14 protein-coding genes and 1 pseudogene are annotated in these 23,991 nt (G+C 65.3%); 1 reads left to right on the forward strand and 14 read right to left on the reverse strand.

Translation table 11 applies throughout. From position 1 onward, the window contains the following. Positions 1–62: 62 nt before the first annotated feature. From F0185_RS04575 to F0185_RS04640, 14 genes and pseudogenes are all read right to left on the reverse strand, one after another. On the reverse strand, positions 63–2,840 hold the full coding sequence (locus F0185_RS04575) for a DUF4214 domain-containing protein (RefSeq protein ID WP_167221988.1): 2,778 nt from the start codon (positions 2,838–2,840) through the stop codon (positions 63–65). A gap of 100 nt (positions 2,841–2,940) precedes the next feature. Next, the gene (locus F0185_RS04580; RefSeq protein ID WP_167221990.1) at positions 2,941–3,231 is read right to left on the reverse strand and encodes a hypothetical protein; all 291 of its coding nucleotides are present in this window, start codon (positions 3,229–3,231) and stop codon (positions 2,941–2,943) included. After that, on the reverse strand, positions 3,228–4,865 hold the full coding sequence (locus F0185_RS04585) for a hypothetical protein (RefSeq protein ID WP_167221992.1): 1,638 nt from the start codon (positions 4,863–4,865) through the stop codon (positions 3,228–3,230). The genes F0185_RS04580 and F0185_RS04585 overlap by 4 nt, the downstream gene beginning before the upstream one ends. After that, positions 4,862–5,995 carry a VWA domain-containing protein gene (locus F0185_RS04590; RefSeq protein ID WP_167221994.1) on the reverse strand — a complete coding sequence of 378 codons (1,134 nt, stop codon included), beginning with the start codon at positions 5,993–5,995 and terminating at the stop codon, positions 4,862–4,864. Before F0185_RS04590 ends, F0185_RS04585 begins: the two co-directional genes overlap by 4 nt. After that, complete coding sequence (locus tag F0185_RS04595; RefSeq protein ID WP_167221996.1) at positions 5,992–8,298, reverse strand: DUF5682 family protein; 2,307 nt, start codon at positions 8,296–8,298, stop codon at positions 5,992–5,994. The genes F0185_RS04590 and F0185_RS04595 overlap by 4 nt, the downstream gene beginning before the upstream one ends. After that, positions 8,291–9,388 (reverse strand): ATP-binding protein, encoded by a 1,098-nt coding sequence (locus F0185_RS04600; RefSeq protein ID WP_167221998.1) that lies wholly within the window; start codon positions 9,386–9,388, stop codon positions 8,291–8,293. Before F0185_RS04600 ends, F0185_RS04595 begins: the two co-directional genes overlap by 8 nt. A 139-nt stretch (positions 9,389–9,527) precedes the next feature. Next, entirely contained in the window at positions 9,528–12,155 is a 2,628-nt protein-coding gene (locus F0185_RS04605; protein WP_167222000.1) for a DUF4132 domain-containing protein, read from the reverse strand. Positions 12,156–12,158: 3 nt separating this feature from the next. Then, on the reverse strand, positions 12,159–15,044 hold the full coding sequence (locus F0185_RS04610) for a DUF4132 domain-containing protein (protein ID WP_167222002.1): 2,886 nt from the start codon (positions 15,042–15,044) through the stop codon (positions 12,159–12,161). A gap of 9 nt (positions 15,045–15,053) precedes the next feature. Continuing rightward, the gene (locus F0185_RS04615; protein ID WP_167222004.1) at positions 15,054–17,918 is read right to left on the reverse strand and encodes a DUF4132 domain-containing protein; all 2,865 of its coding nucleotides are present in this window, start codon (positions 17,916–17,918) and stop codon (positions 15,054–15,056) included. 150 nt (positions 17,919–18,068) lie between these two features. Continuing rightward, positions 18,069–19,256, reverse strand: a complete 1,188-nt coding sequence (locus tag F0185_RS04620) for a serine hydrolase domain-containing protein (RefSeq protein ID WP_167222006.1) — start codon at positions 19,254–19,256, stop codon at positions 18,069–18,071. Positions 19,257–19,368: 112 nt separating this feature from the next. Further along, the gene (locus tag F0185_RS04625) at positions 19,369–20,034 is read right to left on the reverse strand and encodes a hypothetical protein (protein WP_167222008.1); all 666 of its coding nucleotides are present in this window, start codon (positions 20,032–20,034) and stop codon (positions 19,369–19,371) included. Between the two features lie 87 nt (positions 20,035–20,121). Next, positions 20,122–20,925: a 2,5-didehydrogluconate reductase DkgB gene (dkgB, locus tag F0185_RS04630; RefSeq protein ID WP_167222010.1), complete on the reverse strand. Its 804-nt coding sequence runs from the start codon at positions 20,923–20,925 to the stop codon at positions 20,122–20,124. A gap of 1,004 nt (positions 20,926–21,929) precedes the next feature. Further along, positions 21,930–22,103: pseudogene (locus F0185_RS34685) on the reverse strand (transposase); the annotation flags it as partial. Between the two features lie 308 nt (positions 22,104–22,411). Beyond that, positions 22,412–22,681, reverse strand: coding sequence for a hypothetical protein (locus F0185_RS04640; protein ID WP_167222014.1), 270 nt, complete (start codon positions 22,679–22,681; stop codon positions 22,412–22,414). Between the two features lie 168 nt (positions 22,682–22,849). Between F0185_RS04640 and F0185_RS04645 the strand changes: the two genes are divergently transcribed. Continuing rightward, entirely contained in the window at positions 22,850–23,953 is a 1,104-nt protein-coding gene (locus tag F0185_RS04645; protein WP_167222016.1) for a hypothetical protein, read from the forward strand. The last annotated feature ends 38 nt before the right edge of the window (positions 23,954–23,991 follow it).

Consider the following 23,991-nt stretch of genomic DNA (forward strand, 5'->3'; position numbering starts at 1 on the left):
GCTATTTGCCCGCTGGCAGGCGCCGTCGTGGACGAGGCCTGCCAGTTTCGTTACGTCCAGGGTTACGTCTGGAAGATTCCAGGCACATCAGCATCCGGCGCCACGCCCACCAGCTGTGCCGCCACCGCGCTCGACGCCCCCTCGGCCTGGCTGTAACCGGCGCTTGCGGCGTTGACGAAGTTCGCCATGCCTAATCCGCGCACCACCTGCGCCGTGTCGAAATCGATCCTGCCTTCCAGGGTCGCCACGGCATTGCCCGCGCCGGCCGCGTCGGCAATCGCGTAAATGTCCACTGCGTTGCCGGTCGCATTGAGCACCGCATACACATGCGTCTGCGCGGCGGCGTTATTGGCACTGAAGAGCGCGCCGACCTTGGCTGCGCTGTCGTTGGCGTCGCTCAGATTGGCGATGGTGATCGACTTGTCCAGCGCCAGCGAACTACTCAGGAAAAGACCGCCCAGGGCGCTGACATCGAGGTGATCGATGCCGGTGCCGCTCACGTCGAAGTTGAAAATCTTGTCGTTGCCGAATTGCCGGCCGAAGATCAGCGTGTCGTTGCTCGATTGCGCAACCAGCGCCGCTTCCGCGACGCCGAGCACGATCGTGTCGTTGCCCGCCCCCCCGGTGATCAGGTTGTCGCTGGCCGCCTGCAAGGCGCCCGCAGCGGCTGCCGTATCGGTCAGGTACACCTGGTCGTCGCCCGCGCCGCCGTCGATCACGGTATCGCCCGCGCCCGGCTTGCGGATCGTATCATTGCCATCGCCGCCACTGAGATGGATGTTGTTATTGCGGTCCTGGTTGATGACCCAGTTCTCCTCACCCGCCGGCGCCGCCAGCACGCGCAGCTGCAAGACATCGTCGCCATCGCCGCCGCTGATCGTGAAACGGAAATCTTCCTGCCCGGCCAGGCGAACGCCGCGACTGCTCGCCGCGCCATGCCAGAGATCGAGCGACAAGCTGTCATTGTTGCTGCCGCCAACATAATGAAAGTCGATCGTGCCGGTGACCGAGCCGGTTTGGGTGCCCGGTTTTGCCAGGTATTTGGTCGCGGAGGCGGCGCTGATCACGGCCGTCAGGTCGACTTTGCCGCTCATCGCGCTGGCGTCGACCTGGCGCACATCATGGAAACCGTACGCCTCGGCCAATGACGCGCCACCCGCGACGCCGCGCACGGCAAGGTCGCCCTTGATCGCGCCATTGGCCAACGTCACCGTTTGCAGCAGCTTGTCGGTCGAATCGATCGACTGGAGCAAACTGGTGCGTTCAACGCTGATGTTGAAGGCTTCGAAGCCGGTGCTCACGCGCGTCGACAGATAGGGCGTGCCGCCCACTAGCAGGTCGCCGCCGGTGCCGCCCCGCCCGACATTATCGAGCACGATGGCGGCGGTAATGAGCGGCACGGCGCCGGACGACGGTCCCGATACCTGCGTGCCTTCTTCGCCCGCGCCCGGTTGCAGCCAGCTGGGGCCGGCAATGCCAAGGTTGCCCGGCCCGGTGTTGGTGATCACAATTTCGCGTCCGCTCTGCAATTGCCCGGTGCTGGTGTCGAAGGCCTGGAACGCGTCTCCCAGGCTGACCACCAGCTTTTGCAGCTCCGGCGTGGCGGCCATCTCGGCGCCGATGGCGCTGACCAAGGCCTCATAGGTCTGGGCCTGGTCGATGGCGCTGGAACGCACCTGCACCGGCACCTTGTTCAACAGGAAACGAAAGCCATCGTACGGGCTGTCTTTCAGCGGCGGGCTGCCCGCTTCGCTGGCGCGCGTGTCCATCAGTTGCAGGCGCAGCGTGGACGAACCGGTCGTCGGCAGGCTCGCGCGCAGGCCATCGTGGTGGAAATACACGGAAAAATCGGCATCCCCGGCGGCGCTGCCGACCATGGCGATGGTCACGTGTTCCGGTAGCAGGCCGCTGCGGACGCTGACATTGCTGATGGTCAGGTCGCCACGGCTGTGATCGTTTTCCCAGCGTCCCACCCCGCTCATGCGAGCGGCGTCGAGCGCGACCAGGCCTGACCCGTCGGTAGGGCCGGCGGCATGCACGCGGATCTGTTCGACCCCGCTGGTGGTCGGCGCCGGCGCCTGGTTGTCCGCTGTCGGGCGCAGCACGGCGCGCAAGGTGTCGGTGTGATCGCCCCCGACCAGGCTGTCGCTCGACTGCAATGTATTGCTGTTGCCATCAAGGTCGGCCAGGAACAGCATGCCACCGGCGCTGTCGGCCCCCACTGTCAGCTTGGTCGCCGAGACCAGTTGTGCCAGGGTGCTGTCGACGCTTGCCTGGAACGCCGCTGCATCGCTGTCCGCAGTCACGCCAGAGAGCAGGTCGCGACCGAACTGGGCCGCCATGTCGCCCTGATAGGCATAGGTTTCATTGGGGGTGTCCATGGACGCCGTGAACATCTTGGCGAACGTGACCTTGCGGTTGATCAGCACGGCGTCGGCGTTGGCGGCGGTCAGGGCGCCGGTCAGGATCGAGTGCGCGGCCGCAGCCTGGGTCAGCGAACCGGAATCGATCGCCTTGGTCCAGAACGCGAGCCCGCCCGCGTCCGGGGTGCGGCCGAACAGGTTGTTGTAGATCTGGCTGACGAAGCGGACCGTGTCGAAGCCCGGCGCGGCGGTGCCGTACAGCACGCTCGACTCCGCGCTGGTGCTGAAACTGTCGATCAAGGTGCGCACGCGGGCGTTCGACGCGTAGGCGGCGTCCAGCCCGGCGGTGTCGGTCGGCGCATTGGCATCGGCCAGCGCCCCGGTTAACGCCAGGAGGCCGTTGGGATCGGCCGGACGGCCAAAATAGGAAACATACAGTTCTTGCACTACCTTGTTATAAAAGATTGCCCCAGCCATGGTCGCTCCTTGAAAAAGTCATCGGAAGCAGGAGCAGTGTGGATGAGTGCTCTTGCAATTCTCTCTATATTGCCACAATACTACAATGTTGGCCGATATTTTATGGCTGGCCAGCCAGGTCGGCAGCCAAGGCGTTCGCCTGGAGGACGCGGCGCGCCGTCGTCAGCCACGCGGCCAGGTCCAGCAGGGCGGCGGCGCGCTCGCTCATCGGCGCGTCTTCGCGCGCCAGGGCCTGGAACAGGCGGCCGGTCTGGTGCCAGCCGAGCAACTCGCCGCGCCGCTGCCAGCCGCGTCCCCGGTCGAGCAACTCGCGCCCGGCCATGCTCAAGCCGATTTTTTGCACTTGCGCCAGCCAGGCGCAGCCTTCGTCCAGCCAGTCCGGGAATGTCATCCTGGTTTCTCCTTGTCGGTGCGCAGCCACGGCACGCTCAGGTCGCGCCATGGCGCGCTGCCGCTCCAGCGCACGCTGATCGGGCGCATCAGCAGCTCGCCCTGTTCGATGCGCAGCATGCCGAACACGGCGCTGATCCGCATTCCCAACCGCTGCGCCTTGTTCAGTTCCTCGCGGACCAGCGCATTGACGCCGTCGACCTCGCCCTGCAGGCGCACCCGGTTACCGGCCGCGTCGCGCACCTGCATCGACCACGCGCCGCCATTGCGCTCGTCATTGAGCGGCCCTTGCTCCGTGATGGCGATGCTGCAAGCGGCCGGCGCGGCAAGGCGCCACGGATCGGCGTGCAGGTCGGCGGCCATGCGCGCGACCAGGGGCGCCAGGTTGTCGAGGACGGGCAGGCGCAATTGGCCGTGGGTCGCCTGCATGCGCGTGCCATCCCGGCCCGACAACCTGCCATTGGCGCTGACCCAGCCCGCCACCAGGGTGCAGGGCGCCCCCAGCATCGATGCCAGGGCCAGCCCGCCCAGGTCGGCCTGCGCCAGCGCCTGGTCGGGGTCCCATTCGGGCGCGAGCGCTTTCTGGCGCACTTCCGACCAGGCCAGCCAGGCTTGTCGCGCCGGCGCCCAAAAGTGCACCGAAAAGCCGTGATGGCCACCGGCCGTCTCCCAGCGCTCGACGCCGGCGCAATGCAATTCCAGGTCGCTCACCGCGCCGTAACCGCGCCGGTGCACGCCGGTCAGCTCGCGCAGGGGGCGCGGCGGCGGCGATGCCTGCAAGCCGCGCAGCAGCATCCACAGGGACGCCAGCGCATCCTGCGCGCCGCCGCTGTCTTGCCGCAGCAAGGCGACCAACTGCTGCAAGGCGGCGCACACGCGCGGTATCTGCGCTTGCCTGAGCTCCACCGCCAGCGCCTCGCCCTGGTCGAGAAAAGCCTGGCCGCTGCCCGACCATCCCTGGATGACCAGCGACGTCAACCAGCCGTGCAGGTGCGCCAGCTTGTCGCCGGCGTCGGCGTCGAGCGCCACCGGCGGCAGCGGTGGAATCGGCTGGCCGGCCTCGCGCCTGGCTTGCAGCACCACCAGCGCACGGTGCGCGCAGGCCGGCTTGCGGCAAGTGCACAGGGCCGCCGCCAGCCCGCCGACGGCCGGCAGGCGCACCGTCACCGCCTCGGCCAGCGCCAGTGTGCCGCTGACCGACCCGGCCTGGTGTTCGAGATCGGCTTCGATGTCGTTGGCCAGCCACTGCAAGGCCTTGCGCAGCGCTGCCGCGCCGAGGGCGGCGCCCAGCTTGTCGCTGTCGAGCAGGCGCCAGTCGGGCGCAGCGGCGCTTTCAACCGCGTTTTCAGCCGTTCCGGCGGCCGGCACATGCCGCCCCAGGCCGAGCAAAAATGCGCACAGATGGTGGCAGGTCACCTGCGCCGGGCAGTCGCAGCGCGCATGCTCGAATCCCACCCGTCCGATGTGCTGGGTAAAGCCGTCGATGCGCGCCGTGGCCTCGCCGGCGCCACAGGCCCAGTGCGCGTCGGCGCTGTCGGCCAGCACTTTCAGGCCGCGCCGCACCAGGCCCTTGTTGGCCCAGGCGGCCACGCTGTCCTCATCCAGGCTGCGGATCCAGTCGAACAGTGTGCTCATCGGCCTTGCATCCGCGTGGCCAGCCAGTCGATCAGCGCGTCCGGCGTCATGGCGGCCACTTCGGCTCCGCAGGCTTGCATCTGGCGCGCCGTTTCGCGGTCGTAGTCGGGTTCGGCCTGGCGGTCGAGCGCCGCCAGCACCAGGGTGGTCACGCCGCTGCGCGTGAGCGCCGCCACTTCGCGCAGCAAGGGCGCGCGCGTGCCGCCTTCGTACAGGTCGCTGATCAGCACCACCACGCTGCGCCGTGGCGTGTCGATCTGCCCGCGCGCGCACGCCAGCGCCGCGCCGATGTTGGTGCCGCCGCCGATCTGCACCGACATCAGCAGTTTTTCGGGCGCGTGCAACTGGCCGCTGGCGTCGGTGACATCGTCGGCAAACAGCAGCATGCGCGTGCGCACCGCCCGCAGGCGCGCGAAAATACTGGCCATGACGGCGCTGTGGATCACCGATTCCGACATCGAGCCGCTCTGGTCGACCAGGATCCACAGATGCCATGGCAGGCGCTGTTCGTGACGGCGCTTGAAAAACAGGCGTTCGACGATCAGCTCACCGGTGTCGGCCTGGTAGTGACGCAGGTTGTGGCGCATGGTGTGCGGCCAGTCGAGGTCCGCCAGGCGCGCCTTGCCGCCACGCGCATGGCGCTGGCGGCGCGGCGCGAAGGCGCTCAGCGCGCGCGGCGCCAGCCGTGCTTCCAGCCCGGCCACCACTTTGGCCACAATCTCCTGCGCCTTGGCCAGCACCGCCGGCGGCAGCATGTGGCGCAGTCCGAGCAGGATGCGCATCAGGTCCATGCTGGGGGTCACCGTGTCGAGCACGGCGGGGTCGGTCAACAGGCCGTGCAACTGGTAGCGTTCGAGCGCGTCGCGTTGCAGCACTTCGGCCGCGGTTTGCGGGAACAAGGTGCGCACCTTGCCCAGCCACTGCACCGCCGCCGGGTCGGCCCGGCCGCTGCCGCCGCTGCGATCGCGTTGCTGCGCGTCCTGTTCGCGGTCGTACAGGTAGCCGAGCGCCTGGTCGCGTTGGCGGTCGTCGGCGTCGAGCGGCGCCCCTCGCAGGCCGTCGCCGGCGGCCGCGCCCAGCACCAGGCGCCAGCGGCGCAGCGTGTCCGCATCGAGTGCGGGCCGGGTCATGGACCGACTCCCCAGCGCTGCATGATGGCGGCCACCTGTTCCCGGCACACGTGGCTGTGGCGCAGTGTGTCCATGTCGGGAACACGCTCGCCGGCCAGGTCCGGGGCCTGTGACGGGCCGGCCAGCACGCGCGCCAGTTCATCGGTTTCGCGCCGCGACAGCTGCGAAAACGCCAGCCGCATCGATGGCAGCGCAGTCAGGAAGTCATCCTCGCTCCAGGCCGCGAGCACGGCGCTCAGCTGGTCCAGGTGCTGCGGGCTGGCCAGCATCCAGTTGCGCGCGATGCGCAGGAATCCCTGCATGTAGTCGGCGATCGCCTGCGGCGCCGTGTGGGCCAGCGCAAAGGTGGCGGCCAGCGCGGCGCTGGCCTGGCTGGCGGACCAGGTGCCCGACACCGTCAGGATGGCGGCCGCGCCGCCGCGCACCCGGGCCGCCACCTCGCTTGCGTGCAGGCTGGCGCAGGCGTCGTAGAACAGCGCCGGATCGGTCCATTGCGCCTGGCGCCGGATCATGCCGTGCAGGTCGTCGAGCGCGGCCAGCATAGCTTGCGAGCGCGCCGCATCGGTCATGCCGAGCCACGGCAGGCGGATGCAGGCCTGGCCGAACGCGCGTTCCAGCAGCGGCAGCAGGCGCGCCATGCCGACCCCGCCGAGCGCCAGGCGCGCTTCGAAGGCCAGGGCCAGCCTGGCCGTGCCCTGGGCCAGCGCCAGTGCGTCGTAACTGTCGCCCAGCCAGCGTTCGACCCCGTCGAGGACTTGGTCGGCCACCTTGTCGAGCCCCATCGCCAGCACGTGCAGCACCAGGTCGGCCGGCGAACCGGAAGGCTGCGCCAGTTGTTCGAGCAGCTTGTTGACGGCGGCGTCGACCAGGCTGGCGCCATAGCGGCTGTTCTCGGTCAGGCTGGTGGCCGTTTCGGTGATCCAGCGCAGGCTCCAGATTTCGCGCACCCGGCCAAGGTTGGTGGCGTTCACGAAATCGGGGCCGGCCAGGCGCTCGCCGTACGGCACGCCCAAAAAGCGCAGCTGGTGCAAGCATTGCGAGGCGGCCCGGTGGCGCTCGCTGCGGTAAATGTCCAGGTCCTTCTTCTTGCTTTCGCCGAAACGGCTGGGCATGCGGTGGCGCAGGCACGCCGCGATGGCGTCGGCCAGCAGGGGCGCGACCGGCATGCCCGGCGGCAGAACCCCGTCCGGGCCGCGCGCCAGCAGGCTGGCCAGGGTGGCGGCGAAGTTCGCCGCGTCGCTGTCATCCTTGAGCATGGTGCTGCGCAGCGATTCGCGCAGTTCGGCCAGGCCCGGATAGCAGCCGCGCAGCGCCGCCAGCCGGTGCGCCATGGACACCGCTTCCATCGCATCGGGCAGGCTGACCGGAATGCCGTTCTCGCGCAGGGCCTGGGCCAGTTCGATCGCCAGCGCCGCAAACGGTTGCTGGTAAGGCGTCAGGTCTCCCGCTTGCCAGGCGTGCCATACCCGTTGGTAGTACCCAGGCGCGGGCATGCCGGCGCCGTAGCGCTGCGAGCGTTCGAAGCGCTCCATCGGGTAGGCGATCAGATGCACGCCGACCTCGTGCGCCGCAGCGGTGACGGGCGGCGCGGGCGCGTCGAGCAGGGCGCTGATGCCGGCCACGTGGTAGGCGCCGCACACCACCAGGCAGCGCTCGCCAAGCGCCAGCGCTTCGCTGATCCTGGCGGCCATGTGCGCTTCGCGCGCTGCGTTGTCCGCGTCCATGGCGGCGCCTTCGCGCAGCAATTCGCCGAAGACGAGCAGGGACGCAAAATAGGCGCGCGCGTCGGGCGCATCCAGGCCCGACTCGAAATGGCGCTCCCACCAGGCGTCGACATCCTGGCAGCCGCTCGGCGCGACCAGGGCCGCGATCACGTCGGCGCGCGGTTCGTCGGCCAGGGTTGGCTCGGGTGCGCGCGCAAAATAGGCGCTGTTGTCGGCGTCCGCCACGCGGGTGGCGAACGGCAGGTCGATGAAGCTGGCGCCGATGCGCAGGCGCGCCGCTTCGCGCAGGGCCACCCATTCGGGCGAAAAGGGCGTCAGCGGCACGTAGGCGCGGCAACGCAACGCATCCACCCTGGCCACCGCGTGCAGATACGCCGCCAGCGGCGCCTTCGCCTGCTTGTGCTGCAGCAGCGGCATGAGGCGATTGAGTTCGTCCGGCCCTTCGATCAGGATGCGCTGCGGCGCAAACGCGGCCACCAGCTCGCGCAAGTGATGGGCGCAGCGCGGGCTGTGATGGCGCACCGGCGCGAACATCAGCCCCGGTCGTGGCGAGAGCCGCGCTTGCGCTTCACTATTCACGCGCGCCCGCCACGAAGTCCATCCAGTCCGGGCGCAGGCTGCGTTTTCTGGCGACGATGCGCAGGTATTCGCTGAAACGGCGCCGGTCTTCCTGGTCGTCCTGGATCACGGTGCCGAGCAGGTAGCGCGCCACATGCGCCGGGCGCAGGATGGTTTCGCCGAAATACCAGCATTGCGAGGCGGCGTCGCACACCACGCTGATCGCCTGCGCGGTCGAGAGCACGGTGCCGGGCCGTTCGATGGCGATGCCGTCGACCGCCCCGGCGCGCAGTTCGTGGAAGGCGCTCGCCAGCAGTGTCAAGACATCGGGCGGCACGGCCACGCCGATGTTTGCCGCCAGCAGTTCGCGCCGCACCTCGTCGCCGATCAGGGTGACCTGGGTGGCGATGCTCTCGAGCGGCTGCATGGTTTCGAAGTTGAAGCGGCGCTTGAGCGCGGCCGACATCTCGTTCACGCCACGGTCGCGCAGGTTGGCCGTGGCGATCACATTGAAACCCGGCTGCGCCAGCAGGTAGGGCTGTTCTTCCTTCAGTTCGGGAATCTGCAGCAGCCGTTCGGACAGCACCGGCACCAGGCAATCCTGCACTTCGGTGGCGCAGCGGGTGATTTCCTCGAAGCGCAGCAGCAGGCCCAGTTGCATCGCCCGGTGCAGGGGGCCGGGCACCAGCGCGGCGTTGCCGGGGCCGTCGCGCAGCAGCAGCGCGTAGTTCCAGCCGTAGCGGATCTGTTCCTCGACCACGCCCGCGCCGCCCTGCACCGAGATCGTGGTGTTGCCCGAAATGGCGGCCGCCAGCAATTCCGACAGCAGCGACTTGGCGGTGCCGGGCTCGCCCGCCAGCATCAGGCCGCGCTGGCCGGCCAGGGTGACGATGGCGCGTTCGACCAGCGCATCGTTGCCGTGGATTTTGCGGGTAATGGTCACGCCGCCGGCTTGCGCCGTACCGCTGCCGAGGATGAAGGTGCGCGCCGCGCGCGGCGACAGGCGCCAGCCGGCCGGACGCGGGCCGCTGTCGGCCTGCGCCAGCGCGTCCAGTTCGGCGGCAAAGCGCATTTCGGCCGGCAGGCGCTGGGCGGCGGTGGTGTTGTTCATGCGTGCGCTTCCTGGTTGGGTTTTGAAAAAGGTAACAGCGTATCAGGCCAGACGCTTTGCATCCAGCAACAAAAGATGCGACCAGACCGTGGCCAGCAGCGACCTGGGCCAATTCGCGCTCGGCACCAAGGCGTAATCATTAGGCGTGCGTTCCGGACCGTTGTCCCTCGCTGTAGCCGGCCTTGCCCAGGATCGCGGCCAGATCGGGTTGCGTCATGCTCAGGCCCGGGGGCGCCAGTAGACCGTCGGCAGTCAGCTGCGCCGCCGGGGGCAGGGTGGCCGGGGCGCCGGTCTGGTCGATCAGGGGCGTGAGCTGGTAGTCGGCCAGATGGGCGCGCCATGCTTCGGCCTCGCCAGCCGCTGCGCCAGCCGGATGCCATAGGGCGATCCGGGCGTCCGGCGCCAGGTGGAACGGCTCGTCATCGGCGTCGATCAGCGAAAAATCCTCGGTGATGCGGAAACTGGCGGCGCCATCGGCCTGCCAGACAAGGCTGCGACCGATTATCCGCAGCAAGGGATGAGCAAGAAAAAGTCGGGTCCAGCGCTGCGCGTCCCACGATCTGCCCGTGATGAAGGCGGAGGTCAGGCGCGGCACTTGCAGCCGGGCGCTGGTTTTGACTGCCGCAGCCAGGGTGGCGAAGCGGCCGGCGGCAGCCTGCCACGCGTCCCGGGTGAGATTGTCCATATTGTCCTTGTGCGCCGGCAGCGATTTCAGGAGCTTGCCTTTGGCGTCGACCAGGCGCAGGCTCAGGTCGTCCTGGAGCGCGATGCCGTAGCTGTGCGCGCCGCTCGCGAGCGCGAGGCCGTCGGCGAGGCCGAAATCCGGCGTCACGTCGTCGATCAGCTCGCCCATGGCGCAGTTGCGCCGCTGCGCCGCCGCATCCAGCGCCTTGACGGCCGCGTGGACCACCGGGCCTTTCAATTTGATCGATTCGGCCGCTTCCATCACGCGCAACAGGGCGTACGACGTATCGAGCGCACTCAGCTGGGCGAGGGCGACCACCGCGCGCGGGTATTTGCTCTTTTTGCCCCAGGCAAACACGGCCGCACCGAGCGGCTCGGCAATCCGCTCGTCGGCGCCATTCGCCAGCAGGCGCAGCATCCAGCGCAGCTTGGGCTCGCCTTCGCCAGCGATCCAGGTCTGCACCGCATGCAGGGCCAGGCGCGCGCGATGCTCCGGGGAGAGCTGGGCCAGCAGGTCCGTGGCGAGCGGCGGCAGGGCGTCGTCACCGGTCGCCGCCAGGTGCAGCGTGGCGCGCGCCGCGTGCTCGGACAAAGGCTGGAACAGCGCCAGCACCTCCGCATGGTCGAGCGGCTTGATGGCGGCCGACCAGCGTGTGATGGCGGCCGCCTGCGTTTCCAGCTCTGCCAGCGACGGTGCGGCATTCGCATTCACGGGAGCGAGCACGGCTGCCAGCGAGCTGGCGGAGGCCGGATCGAGCCCGCCCGCAGCCAGCATGCCGGCCAGCAGCGGCGTGGCCCCCGCCTGGTTCGGGTGGGCCAGCAAGATGTCGCGGCACGCAAGACGCAGGTTCTTGTTGCGCACGTTGAGCCAGCCGGCGGCGCGAATCTCGTCGAGCTCCAGATGGGCGGACGCGGCCACCAAGGCATCGCGCACCGCTTTTGAGGTGGTTTTGACGATCATGGCCCCCAGCTGCCGCAGGATCGCACGCAGTTGAGAGGTGGACAACAGCGGAATCAGCAGGTCCAGGTTGCCTGGCGCGGCAGTGAGCAGCAATGTCGGCTGGCCCGACAGGATCGGGCGCAAGATGTCTTTATAGGTGTCGATCGCGCGGCGGCTCTGCGTCATCAAGGGAAACAGCAGGGGGAGCAAGGCGGGATAGCGCTTTTCCCAGATCAGCCCGGCAAGCGACGGGCCGAACAGTGCGCTTTGCTCGCGCAGCAGCGTGGCGAACACGGCCTCGTTGGAAGTAATCAACTGGTCGGCAGCAGCAAGGACGTTGCCGCTGTCGTCTTCCTGAATGGCGCCCAGCAAGGTCGCGGCCAGGGCCTTTCGCAGCTCAGGGGATGCTTGCGGCCAGCGCCGCAGGATCAGCGCCGCATCGGGCACCTGCCGGTGAAAACGGTCGTACAGGTCGGGATATTGCGCAAAAAATTCATGCCAGGGCAGCCAGCGCTGGCCGGTGGGCGAGACACTGGTGCGGTCCGCATGCTCATCCAGTGCCTCTTCACAGAAACATGGCGCCTTGGTGGCAGCCGTGATCAGGTCAGCCGTGGAAGCGAGGCATGCAATCAGGCCGGCCGAGCCGTGGCGGTGGACTTTTTCGTCAGGGATGCCATTCACGCGACGTAAGGTCAGGATCCAGTCGAGCAGATCGAATACCTCGTCCAGGGGCATGCCGGGGTAGGCGAGCAGATCGACGATCTCGTGCAACACGAACGCACAGGCTTCGGCGCTCCCCATGCATCGTTCGCCAATGGCGCGCATCTCCCTTGAAAACGCCGCGTCGCGCCGCTGGATCGATTCCGGCGGCGGCGGCGTCAACATGACCTGGCGCGCAACCGTGATGCGCGTCAATGCCAGCCACAGCGCGGCATCCTGCTGCCAGATGGCACGGCCGCCGCCCAGACGCGCCAGCGAGCGCAGCAGCTCGATGTCGCAATGGGCCACGTAATCCATGACCTCCTGCCCGCGCCCCGCGCGCAGGCGGGCGGCAATCTCGCGCTCGATCGCCCACACCCCGTCCACGCTCAAGCCGAAATCCATCTGCGCGAGCGGGTCGAGGAAGCGATGCTTGTCTTGCATCGGTCAGGCGACCCGTTTCGCCTCAAGCAGTTGCAGGTGCGACCACAAGGTGGCCAGCAGCGCTTTCGGCAGGCTGGCGGGCGCCACCAGCTTGTAGCCGCCACCGAGGGCCCGCACCTCGATGCCATGCACCTCGATTGGGGTACCGATATCCATGTACGGCGAACAGAAACCGTTCTCGAGCCGCACTTCCAGCTGGGCTGCAGGCAGCGGCCATTCGTGCCAGTCGATGGACGGCCCGTCGCCCACCGGCCCCTGGCGGTAGCCGCACTTGCTGGCAATCGCAGCGTAGTGTTCCTGGAACACCGTCAGGCCCGCGGGCGCCAGCAGGCGTTCGGCCGTCATCGACGCGGCGGGGGGCAGTTCGGCCGGCGCGCCGGTCTGGTCGATCAGGGGCGTGAGTTCGTAATCGGCAAAGTTGCTGCGCCATGCGGCGAGTTCTCCCGCGCGCGCGGTGGCGGGATGCCACAGGGTGACGTGCGCATCGGGCGGCAAGGTGACTACCTCGTCATTCGCTTGCAGCAAGGAAAAGTCTTCGGCGATACGGAAACTGACGCCGGACGCCCCGTCGGTTTGCCAGATCAGGCTGCGGCCCATGATTTTGAGCAGCGGATGATCGAGGAACAGCTGGGTCCAGCGTGGCGCAGTCCAGCTCCTGGCGGTCACGAACGCGGCCAGCATGCGCGGCGCCTGGAGTTTGGCGACCGCTTTCAGGCTGGCGGAGAGGATCTTGAATTGGCTGGCGGCCGCTTCCCATGCCTCTTTCAGGCTGTCGTCCTTGTTCGCAGGCAGCGATTTCGAGGCCTTGCCTTTGGCGTCGACCAGGCGCAGGCTCAGGTCGCCCTGCAACACCACCTGGTAGCTTTGCGCACCAACCGTCAAGGTAATGCCCTGGCCGAGCCCGAAATCCGGGGTCAGCTCGTCGAGCAGGTCGCCCAGGCTCAGCTTGCGCCGCGCGGCGGCCGCGCGCAAGGCGTAGGCGGCGGCGTCGACCACCATCCCCTTCACTTTGCGCGATTCGGAAATTTCCAGCACGCGGGCCAGGGCGTAGGGGGAATCGATCAGCTCAAGTTGTTCTACAGCCACCACCGCGCGCTGTTTCCTGGTTTTGCCCCAGGCGAATACCGTCGCGCTGAGCAGGTCGACGATGCGGTCGTCCGCGCCGCTTGCCGCCAGGCGCAGCATCCAGCGCATTTTCGGCTCGCCATCGTTGCCGATCCAGGTTTCGGCCAGGCGCTGGGACAGGCGCGCGCGGTTCTCGGGCGACAGTTGGGCCAGCAAGTCCGTGGCCAGCGGCGGCAGGGCCTCGGTACTGGTCGCGGCCAGGTGCAGGGCGGTGCGCGCCGCGTGCTCGGACAGCGGCTGGAACAGGGCCAGGGTCTCGGCATTGTCGACCTGGGCGATGGCGACCGACAGGCGCTTGATGACGGACGCCTCGAATTCGATCCGCTCCAGTTCGCTCGTAAACGGGGCGGCTGGCGCTGGCGCGCGCGCCGCGACGATTGCCGCCGCGCCGGCCTCGGCCGCCTCCAGGCTGGCCAGCAGCGGTGCGGCGCCGGCCTTGTCCGGGTGCGCTTGCAGGATGTCCTTGCACACCTTGCGCAGGTTCTTGTTGCGGATCGCCAACCAGCCGGACCCGGCAATGTCGTCGATGGTCAGCTTTTTGGCTGCCTTGACCATCGCCGCGCCGAGCGCTTTCGAGGTACTCTTGGCGATGACCGTACCCAGCACCGGCAGCAGGGTGCGCACGATGTCCGTGGTCAGCAGCGGGAGGATTTTTTCCATGCTGGCGCCCGGAATGGTCAGCGCCAGCTCCGGCTGGCGCGAGAGCATCGGACGCAGGGTGTCGCGATATTCGTCCAGCGAGTGGTAACTTTCCAATATCGTCGGCAGGAGCGCCGGCAGCAAGCCCGGATATTGCTTTTGCCAGATCAGGGTGGCGACCCTGCCCGAAAACAGATAGCTTTTCTCGACCATCAAGGTGGCAAACAGCGGCTGGTTGTCAGCCATGAGCTGATCGATCGCCTTGAGGAAAACCGGCCGATCGCTCTTGTCGCCGCGGTACAAGGTATCGAGTAGTGTTTCCGCCATCGCCAGCCGCAGTTCCTGCGTTGCCTGCGGCCAGCGCCACAAGATCAGCGCGGGATCAACAATGTCTTGCTGGTGCTTGTCGAAACGCTCCGGGTGACCATGAAAGAACGCGTGCCAGGCCAGCCAGCGTGTCCGTCGCGGCTGGTCGTCGCTGCGATGTCGGTGCAGCACGATCGCGTCATCGAAGTAGCGCTCGTGCTGGGATGCGTAGGCGAGCAGGTCCGCGGGATCGCTCAGGCAGCGCATCAGGCGGGTCCGATTGCGGTCGAAGTCATCCTGCGCTGTGCCGTTCAGCGCGCGCAGTTCCTGGTTCCATGCGAGCAGGCCGAGCGCTTCATCGCGCGGCATGCCGTCGTACGGCAGCATTTCGATGATGTTATCGAGCACGAATGTGGCGGCTTCTTCGGGGCTGCCGGCCCCGCTGCCGGCCACGGCTGCGGCAATCAGCGTGGTGGAAATCGCGCGCAATTCATGCGAGAACGCGGCGTCGCGCTGCCGCGCATGCGGGTACGGTTCGGGAAACTGGATATGGCGCGGCGCGGTCAGGCGGAAAAACCGCAGCCACAATTGGCTGCTACGGCGCCAGACGGCGTGTTCGGGCTCGACGTGTACCAGCTTTTTCAAGACGTAGCGGTCACATTGCTGGATGAAGGCAATCACTTCCTGCTCGCGGCCGTTCTCGAAGCGCTCGCCGATCTCCCTGGCCAGCGCATCTTCGCCATAGGCTTTGATGCCGATCTCGTTCAATGGTTTTGTGGAAAGGAGGGTAGCGTTCACGGTCTGTTCTTGTTCGTTCATGATCTTGGTCTATTGATTGCGTTTGGCGTCAAGTAACTGTAAATGCGACCACACGGTGGCCAGCAGCGGCACGGGCAGGCTCGCTGGCGGCACGCTCGCGCCGGTGTCGGTGTTCCATATCCGGATCCCGTGGACCTCGATGGGCTTGCCGAGCTCCATCATCGGCGAGCAGTAACCGTTTTCCAGATGCACCGCCAGCTGCGCCGCCGGCAGATGCCATTCGTGCCAGTCGATCGACGGCCCGTCGTTCACCGGCCCCTTGCGGTAGCCGCAGCGGGTCAGGGTCGCCGCCAGCTGTTCCTGCACCACGCTCAAGCCGGCCGGCGCCAGCACGTGCTCGACGCTCATCGACGCCTCAGGGGGCAGGGCGGCCGGCGCGCCGATCTGGTCGATCAGGGCCACGATCTCGTAATCGGCAAAATTGCTGCGCCAGGCCTCGGCTTCGCCGGCGAGCGCGGTGGCCGGATGCCACAGGCTGAGCTGCGCATCGGGCGGCAAGGTGAGCACGTCGTCGTTCGCTTGCAGCAGCGAAAAATCCTCGGCGATGCGGAAGCTGCGCGGATGCGCGCCCCGGATTTGCCAGATCAGGCTGCGGCCCATGATTCTCAGCACCGCGTGATCGAGAAACAGCTGGGTCCAGCGCGGCGCGCTCCAGGTCTTGGCGGTGACCAGGGCGGCCAGCATGCGCGGCGCTTGCAGCTTGGCCACCGCTTTCAGGCTGGCGCTGACGGTCTTGAACTGGCTGCTGGCCATGTCCCAGGCCTCGCGCGTGGCGTCATCCTTGTTCGCCGGCAGGGTTTTCGACACCTTGCCCTTGGCGTCAACCAGGCGCAGGCTCAGGTCGCCCTGCAGCACGACGCGGTAACTGGCCTCGCCCACCGTGAGCGAGATGCCCTGGCCGAGGCCGAAATCCGGGGTCAGCTCGTCGAGCAGTTCGGCCAGGGCCAGCTTGCGCCGCGCGGCGGCCGCCTTGAGCGCGTCGAGCGCCGCCTCGGGGATCATGCCCCTGACCTTTTTCGATTCCGAGATTTCCAGCACCCGCGCCAGCGCATACAGCGAATCGACGCCCGCCAGTTGCTCCACGGCGATCACGGCGCGCTGTTTGCGCGTCTTGGCCCAGCTGAACACCGTTTCGCTGAGCAGGTCGACGATGCGGTCATCCGCCCCTTTTACGGCCAGTTGCAGCACAAAGCGCAGCTTGGGATTGCCCTCGCTGCCAATCCACAATTGCACCAGATGCAGCGCCAAGCGCGCGCGCGCTTCAACCGGCAGTTGCGCCAGCAGGGCGCCGGCCAGCGGCGGCAAGCCGTCTTCGGCAGTGGCGGCCAGGTGCAGCGCGGCGCGCGCGGCGTGTTCGGACAAGGGCTGGAACAGCGCCAGGGTTTCCGCCGTGTCGAGCGGCTTGATGGCGGCCGACCAGCGCTTGATGCCGGCTGCTTGCGTTTCCAGGCGTGCCAGTGCGGCCGCGCCGGTCTGCGGCTCGGCCGACGGCGTGCCCTGGGCCAGGTGCGCCTCGACCGAACTGGCCGTTGCCGCGTCGAGCTGGCCGGCGGCGAGCATGGCCGCCAGCAAGGGGCTGGCGCTGGCCTGGTCCGGATGGGCGATGAGCAAGTCCTTGCAGGCCAGGCGCAGGTTTTTGTTGCGTACGTTCAGCCAGCCGGCCTGGACGATATCGGCGATGGCCAGCGTTTTGCCGGCCTCGGCGATGGCGTCGCGCAGCGATTTCGAGGCGCTTTTGCCAATCAGCGTGCCCACGTCCGGCAGCAGAGTGCGCAGCAGGTCGGCGCCCAGCAGCGGGATCAGCTGGTCCAGGTTGGCCGCCACCGCGCTTTGCATCAGATCGGGCCGGCTGGAGAGTATTTCCAGCACCAGCTCGCGGTATTGCCCCACCGAATCGCGGGATCCCGTCATCAATGGCAGCAGGACTGGCACCAGGCCGGGATATTGGCGCTGCCAGATCAGGGTGGCGGTGGCCAGGTTGACGTTGTAGGGCCGCTCGCGCAGCGCAATGCCGAGGAAGGCTTCATCGATGCGTACCAGTTGATCGATGGTCTCGGCGACATACGCCTGGTCGGCGCCGTCATACCAGCGCATCATCTGCATCAGGCTGGCGAGCATGTCCCCGCGCAGTTTGGGCGCGGCGCCTTCCCAGCGCCGCAGGATCAAGCCCGGATCGCCGAGTGCGCTGTGATGGCGGTCGATGTACTCCGGGTATTGCTGGAAGAAGTCGTGCCACGGCAACCAGCGTGTGCGCAGATCGCCGGCGCGCGCCCGGCATTTGAAGACGTGCAGCGCCGTCTCGAAGTAGCGCTCCGCCGTGCCGGACAGGGCGATCAGGTCGACCGTGTGGTCCAGCGTCTGGACCAGGTCGCTTACGATATTGTAGCCCTGGTCGTCGGTCCAGCCCGCCGCTCGGCTCAGGGCCAGGTTCCATTCGAGCAGATTGAACACGCGCTGGCGCGGGATGCCGGGATACGCCAGGCGGTCGATAATATTGCGCATGACGAAAATGAGGGCGTCTTTTTGGGCGCCGGTGCCGGCCAGGTACTGCTCGGCCAGTTCGCACAGTTCGCGCGAAAAGGTGTCGTTGCGCTGCCTGCCGGCACCCCGTCCTTCGCGCAGCAGGACGCCGCGCGGCACGGTCAGCTGCGCCAGCGCCAGCCAGGTCGCCGCATCGGTTTCCCACGCCAGTTCGCCGCTTGCATACCCCAGCTGATTCAAGACCGATTCGTCGCATTCCCTCAAGAAATCGACGACTTCCTGTGCGCGCCCGTTCTTCAGGCGCAGGCTCATTTCGCCGGCCAGGATGTCGCGGTTGGCATAGCTGCCGTTGATCTCGGCGAGCGGTGTTGCGGAAAGTGGGGTATCGGTCATGGACGCTTTCGGTTCACTGGGCGGCGCGCCGCCCAGGACATGAAAAATGGAATTGTAGCAGTTGAGAAACTTGCTGTGATTACACATTTGACGTTTTTCCCAGGCGCGTACCCGAGCGGCCGTCGGGCCGCGCCTGGACTGCCGGGCAGCCTATTTGATCGCGGCCAGGATGGTGCGGTCGAGCACGTCGAAGGGAAATGCGGCCTTGCTCAGGTTGTAATTCTCGCCGGTGAACACGGCGACGATATCGAGCGCCGGGACGATCATGATGAACTGGCCGCCGTTGCCGTCGGCGTAGATGACGTCATAGGATGTACCTTTGACGGTCTCGACACTGCGCCACCAGAAGTAGCCGTAGCCATTGCGTTGCGGCAGGCTGGCGAATTGCGTGTGCTGGCGCGTCGATTCGGCGATCCACGCCGCCGATACCAGCTGCTTGCCATTCCACTGGCCCTTTTGCACGACCAGTTGGCCGAGCCTGGCCATGTCGCGCGGGCGCAGCTGGATGTGGCCGCCGGTATCGGTCTGGGCGCCGTTGTCGAACGAGGCCCACTTGGCGCTCTTGATGTTCAGCGGGCCGAACAGGAATTCATCGGCAAACGCCGGAACCGGCTTCTTGCTGGCCACGGCAATCACGCGGCCCAGCGCAACCGGATTGCCGGTGCAGTAGTGCGTCTGGCTGCCGGGCGCTGCGCTGGCTGGCAGGGCAGTGTAGAAGCGCACCCAGTCGGTCTGCTGGTACATCTTGTCTTCGTGGCCGGGCGAACTGGCGCTCCAGTCATTGCAGTCGAGTCCGCTGCGCATGGTGAGCATGTCGGCGAGCTTGAGGCCGAGCCGGAACGCCGGCGCGTTCGGATACGCGGCGCCCAGGTAGCTGTTCAGGGTATCGCTCACGCCGCCGACCATGCGCTGGTCGATCGCCACGCCCACCATCAGCGAGGTGATACTTTTGGTCGCCGAGCGCAGGTCGTGCAGGGTGTCCTTGTCGTAGCCGTTCCAGTACTGTTCCAGCACCGGCTTGCCGTAACGGGTGACCAGCATGCTGGACATGCCATGGCTGGCGGCGTCGGGCAGCTTGGCGATGCCGTCGGCCAGCACGGCCGCATCCATGCCGACCTCGGCGGGTGGCACCAGGGTCCAGTTATCGCCCGCGTTGGGCGCGACCCGGACCTTGGTATCGGAATTGTTGCCGATAGTGCCGCTGCCGTTGCCCTTGCCGCCGTCATCGCCGCCGCCGCAGCCGCTCATGGCGACGGCCAAAGCCAGCGCGCAGGCGAGGGCGCCGGTTGAGCGCACGAGCGGGCGCAAGGACAAGCGTGTGGACTTTTTAGTTTTCAAAGTATCTCCGTGTAATTATCGGCTTGTCTTTACAGCGACAAGTGACCCGATTACATCACAGGGATGATACTTGTGGAAATAAAATATTTCTTTCGATAACATTGACTGCTAATCAAGGCGCGCCGCACCGCGTGCCGCAAGCCGGGCTGGCGGCCGCAAGCGACGGATCGGTCGGGCGCAGGTCGCAGCCGCTGCTGTCGGCATTGATCACCAGCGGGCCGAAGGCGATTTCCACCGGCGTCAGGCGTTGCGCCGCGCGCGTCGGGTAGACCCAGTGCTTTTCGGCGACGCTGACGTGGCAGCAAAACACGGCCTTGCCGGCGCCGCCCTGCGAGCTGCGCGGATAGCCGTTCTGGTCGGCGATGGCGACAATGCCGTCGAACGCCGAGCGCACCGCGGGCGCCGGGTCGCGCAGGTCGATCCCGACATGGTCGAGGAAGGGGCGCGGGCGGCGCTGGTCCGGGCTTTCGCGCAGGTCGTCCTGGGCCACGTTGATCGACGAAAAAATCAGGTTCATCCCGCTCGGGCAGGCGAACTTGATGTAGCCATCTTTCTCGTTGTCGATGACGGCGCCGCCGGCCAGCAGGGCGGCGCGCGGCAAACTGGCCGTGTCGTCCACCTTGATATGCACGTGCATGCAGTCTGCCACCTCGAGCACGGCGCGGAACGGCGAGCCGGGGTCGAAGCTGGCGAGCACGTCGTCAGCGGCGCCCTGATCGAGCAGCCCGAGGGCGTTGGCAATACCGAGGGTTTCCTGAACTTGAATGCGCGAGAGCATGTGGACTCCTGACGTTGGGCGGGATTGGCGTGTGAAGTATGCGTACGCAGGTCCAAAACGTCAATCAACCCTCGAAAACAGCGGGTGTCAGTCCCAGTCCGGCGCCAGCCCGGCAGGACTGACTTCGCGGCCGTTGCGTTCCAGCGCGGCGATCCGGGCCATGTCGTCCGCGCTCAAGCGCAATGCCTGGGCCTTCAGATTGCCGGCCAGGTTCTCGCGTTGGGTCGACGACGGGATCACGGCATACCCAAGTTGCAGCGCCCACGCCAGCGCCACCTGGGCCGGCGTAGCCTGGTGGCGGCCGGCGATCTCGCCGAGAACCGGGTCGGTCAGCACCTTGCCGTAGGCGAGCGTCATGTAGGACGTGACGGGAATGTTCTGTTCCTGCAGATAGGCGACCAGCTTGCGGTTTTGCAGGTACGGACTCAGTTCGATCTGGTTGGTGGCAATGGCGTCCTGGCCGACGGCGCCGATGGCTTGCTTGGTATTGGCGATATTGAAGTTGGAAACGCCGATCTTGTGCGTCAGCCCTTGCTGCCGGGCGCGCGCCAGGGTGGACATGGCCGCCTCGATCGAGACGCCTTTGCCTGGCGCCGGCCAGTGGATCAGGGTCAGGTCGACCGCGTCCACGCGCAGTTTGTCCAGGCTGTCTTGCAGGCTGGGGATGAGCTTGTCGTCGGCGTAGTTGTCGACCCAGATCTTGGTGGTGATGAACAGGTCGCTGCGCGGCACGCCAGCTTCGGCAATGGCCTGGCCAACTTCGGCTTCATTGCCGTAGATCTGGGCGGTATCGATGGCGCGGTAGCCCAGTTCGAGCGCGTTGCGCACGGAATCGATGACGACTTGCCCTTGCAGGCGGAAAGTACCGGCGCCAAAAGTCGGAATACGCATGTAAAGATCCTGGTTAGTGTTGAGCATGGATCCAGTATGGCGCGCAGACTGTTGGCGAAACAGTGGGGCGTGGGCAAAACATCTGTGCCGCCACGTCAAGAATGACGCCCTCGCTTGCCAGTTTCCCGGCGGGCGAGGGTAGTCAGGAGGAGGATGAGCCGCTGTCGGACGGGAGCAGCGAGACGTCGCAATGACGTTGAATCAGTCGTCTCTTTTTCTCGCCTGTACTTTATCAATATACCAGGCTCCTATCGCTGTCATTCCTACCGAAGCGGCGGGCAAGACAAATCCCCACAGAGTATGCGCCCTCCACAGCCCGATCAGTGCCAAAAGGAAATAGAAAGAATTGTATGGAAGCTGCGCCTTCCAAATGCTCTTCGGTCTCACACTCATGCATTCCTCCAATATTTTCGTCCGTGAGTACATGGCCGAAATGTTCGATTTTTCTTAACATTGAATCGCAACGCCTTCAGTACACGGTATTTATCCATTTTGTGCAGAAGTTGCCCCGATGCGCAACACCATTCTAACTCACTGAATTACGCAATCTTGGTACATTGGGCGAAGTGTTGCGCTGGACCGTAATGGAGAACTCATTAATTTAGACAGGATTGGCGTTGCGCTGTATGAGGGCCTTGCCCTGTTGCGCGTTAAGTCGTGTCGAACGCAACACTTTTCGAGCGCAAACTCTGTGCTCCCGGCTAAGCTGTTGCGTCAATACCGATTAGCCGTCGAAGCCTGAGCAGCGAAAACAACGGGCCAGTTTCTCGAGTAAGATCGGCCATTAGAATCAACTGGAAGAGGCCATCGGCAAGGGGTAGCAAGCGAGGGCGGTGTGGAAGAGAGTGCGGCGCATTGTGGTCAGAGTCAAGGGACGTTTCATGTAGTCGTGCTGAGCGGTAATAATGGTACATGGCACGGATCCGGCTGCTCCAAGTTCCCCCGCTGTGGGCTGGCACTCGGCAGGCCCGTCCTGGTGATCTGCGTGCTTGCAAATTTCCGCAGCTGCCTGGCGGGGCCGTCGTATCGCTGCCGCGCTTCGCAGTGCTCACCCAGTTCGCCAATGTCCCTTTGGAGATGGCAATTCGTTTTGCGGCTTCGTCCAGTGTGAGGCTCTGTGCAAGTACCAGCTTGACAGCCTCTGCCCGGAACTGCGGCGCGTATGTAGTCAGTTTCATGATTTCACTCCCTTCGACACGTTTATCAAATAGAAGTGTCCGAAAATGTCAGGTTACCTCAGCTTTCAAAACACTGGCAACGGTAGACGAGTAATAGATAACAGTTTACCTGGCTTTCAGACTGACAATGGACCACGAAAACTGTAACCGGCCAAAAGAATTGTTGGCAATTTGTGCGGTGAATGTGGCACAGCGGGGACGACCTTCTCCAAGCCTCCACGTCATAAAACCTCGAGAAATATGCCAGAATAGATATCTTTTCCTGCTGGGATAGAACCCTGCTGTACGATAGACGCTTTTTACCTGTATCAGCTCACCAGGTAGTTGGTCTCGAGCGCGTTGGGTTTCAGGCCGAGCGCTGTTTTAGCTCGTTGAGCTTCCAGTTTTTGCTCGGTGAAAGGCCGGGGGGAGCCGCCGCAGGGGCGAGCGGCAGTGCGGCCGCCGGCGCCGCGGCGGAAGGAGCGGTCGATTTGGCCGTTGCGGGCGCTGGCGATTTGAGCGCGATTTACACTGCGGACACGGCGGGGCGCTGCCCGGCAGGCATTCCAGGCAATTCCGATTTTTGTCGTGTAGAGCAAGGTATCATCGTGACATATCGCGATGGATCGAGGCGCTAGCACCCGGGGACGCAGACCACACGTTGAACGAGATTCAGATGGTCCAATAATGGAAGGCATTGGAGCGAGATTTTCAAAAATCTACGAAAATCGATTCCATGACAATAACAAGAAGATGAGGAAAACCAAGTGAAAGAACGCTCCAGTCCACTCGATAAGTATCTCCAAGGCGATCAAGTATTAGCATCTGAGCGGTTTGCCTTTCACCGCGCAAACCCGGCAGTTTCTTACGATGACTATCGTGAAAATCAGCGACGCGCGATTCGCGATCGCATCCAATCCAAGCATGTCATTTATCTCGATACCAACGCGTGGAAGTGCCTCAGCGATTGTGAGCGTGAAAAGAAGACGCTGACCGACGATATGGTCGATTTCGCCGGCGCAATGAACAGCCACCGGGTCCGAAATAACTGCATTTTCCCGATCGGAAGCACGACCATGTTTGAGCTGCAATCGATGGAGGATCCAGTCTCTCTTTCGACGCTTACAGATCTCGTCGAGAAATTCTCTATGAACGTCGGCTGCCAACCTCCGAATGACGTGATTGGCCGAGAGCTGGCGCTGTTCAATCGCAAGGCAACCCGCGATGCTGGCGCGGAACCCGAAAGGTTCTGCCATCCGATGGAAATCATGGGCAAACTGGAAGCGCGAATTCCGGATCTGTTGCCGGGCCCAGAGAAGCTCGCGTTTGAGAAGACGTTGCTGGACATCGTTCACTCGCTGCCGACCTCAGCCCATCTCGAAATGGCTGCTGCGTCCGGATCTCCGCGATGGGACAATACGGCGGGCATTGAAGAAATGAATGAAGGCATGACTGCTCATCAGCACGAAATTAAAACTTATCCAGATGCGCTTCTCGTGGAGTTATCGGGTATCATGCGATTCCATGTGCCGGATGGACCGCAGATTAACGGATTTCCTCCGGCCAAGGCTCAAGCACTGATGGCTATTATCCATTGGCACGAAAATCCTGGTAGCAGGCACCTTATAACTGCGAGAATCCAGGCAAATCTCCATGCGACCGTCCGACACGTTGAAAATCGAAAGTTTCGCAAGGGGGATATCGCCGATTTCGTAGCGGCGCAGCTCGCACTGCCAAGTGCTCACGCGTTCTTTACCGACAAAGCTCTTGCCAATCTACTCAACGAGCCGAAAATTGCTCTAAAGCAGTTCAGTACCTGCGAAGTGGTATCTGGATTCGATAATTTTTCTGCGTACCTTAAGGCTGTGTAAGCGATGGGCAAGAAGATCATTGAAATGGAAGTGATTTA

It is taken from the genome of Massilia rubra (assembly GCF_011682065.1).
In the GTDB taxonomy this organism is placed as follows: Bacteria; Pseudomonadota; Gammaproteobacteria; order Burkholderiales; family Burkholderiaceae_D; genus Telluria_A; species Telluria_A rubra.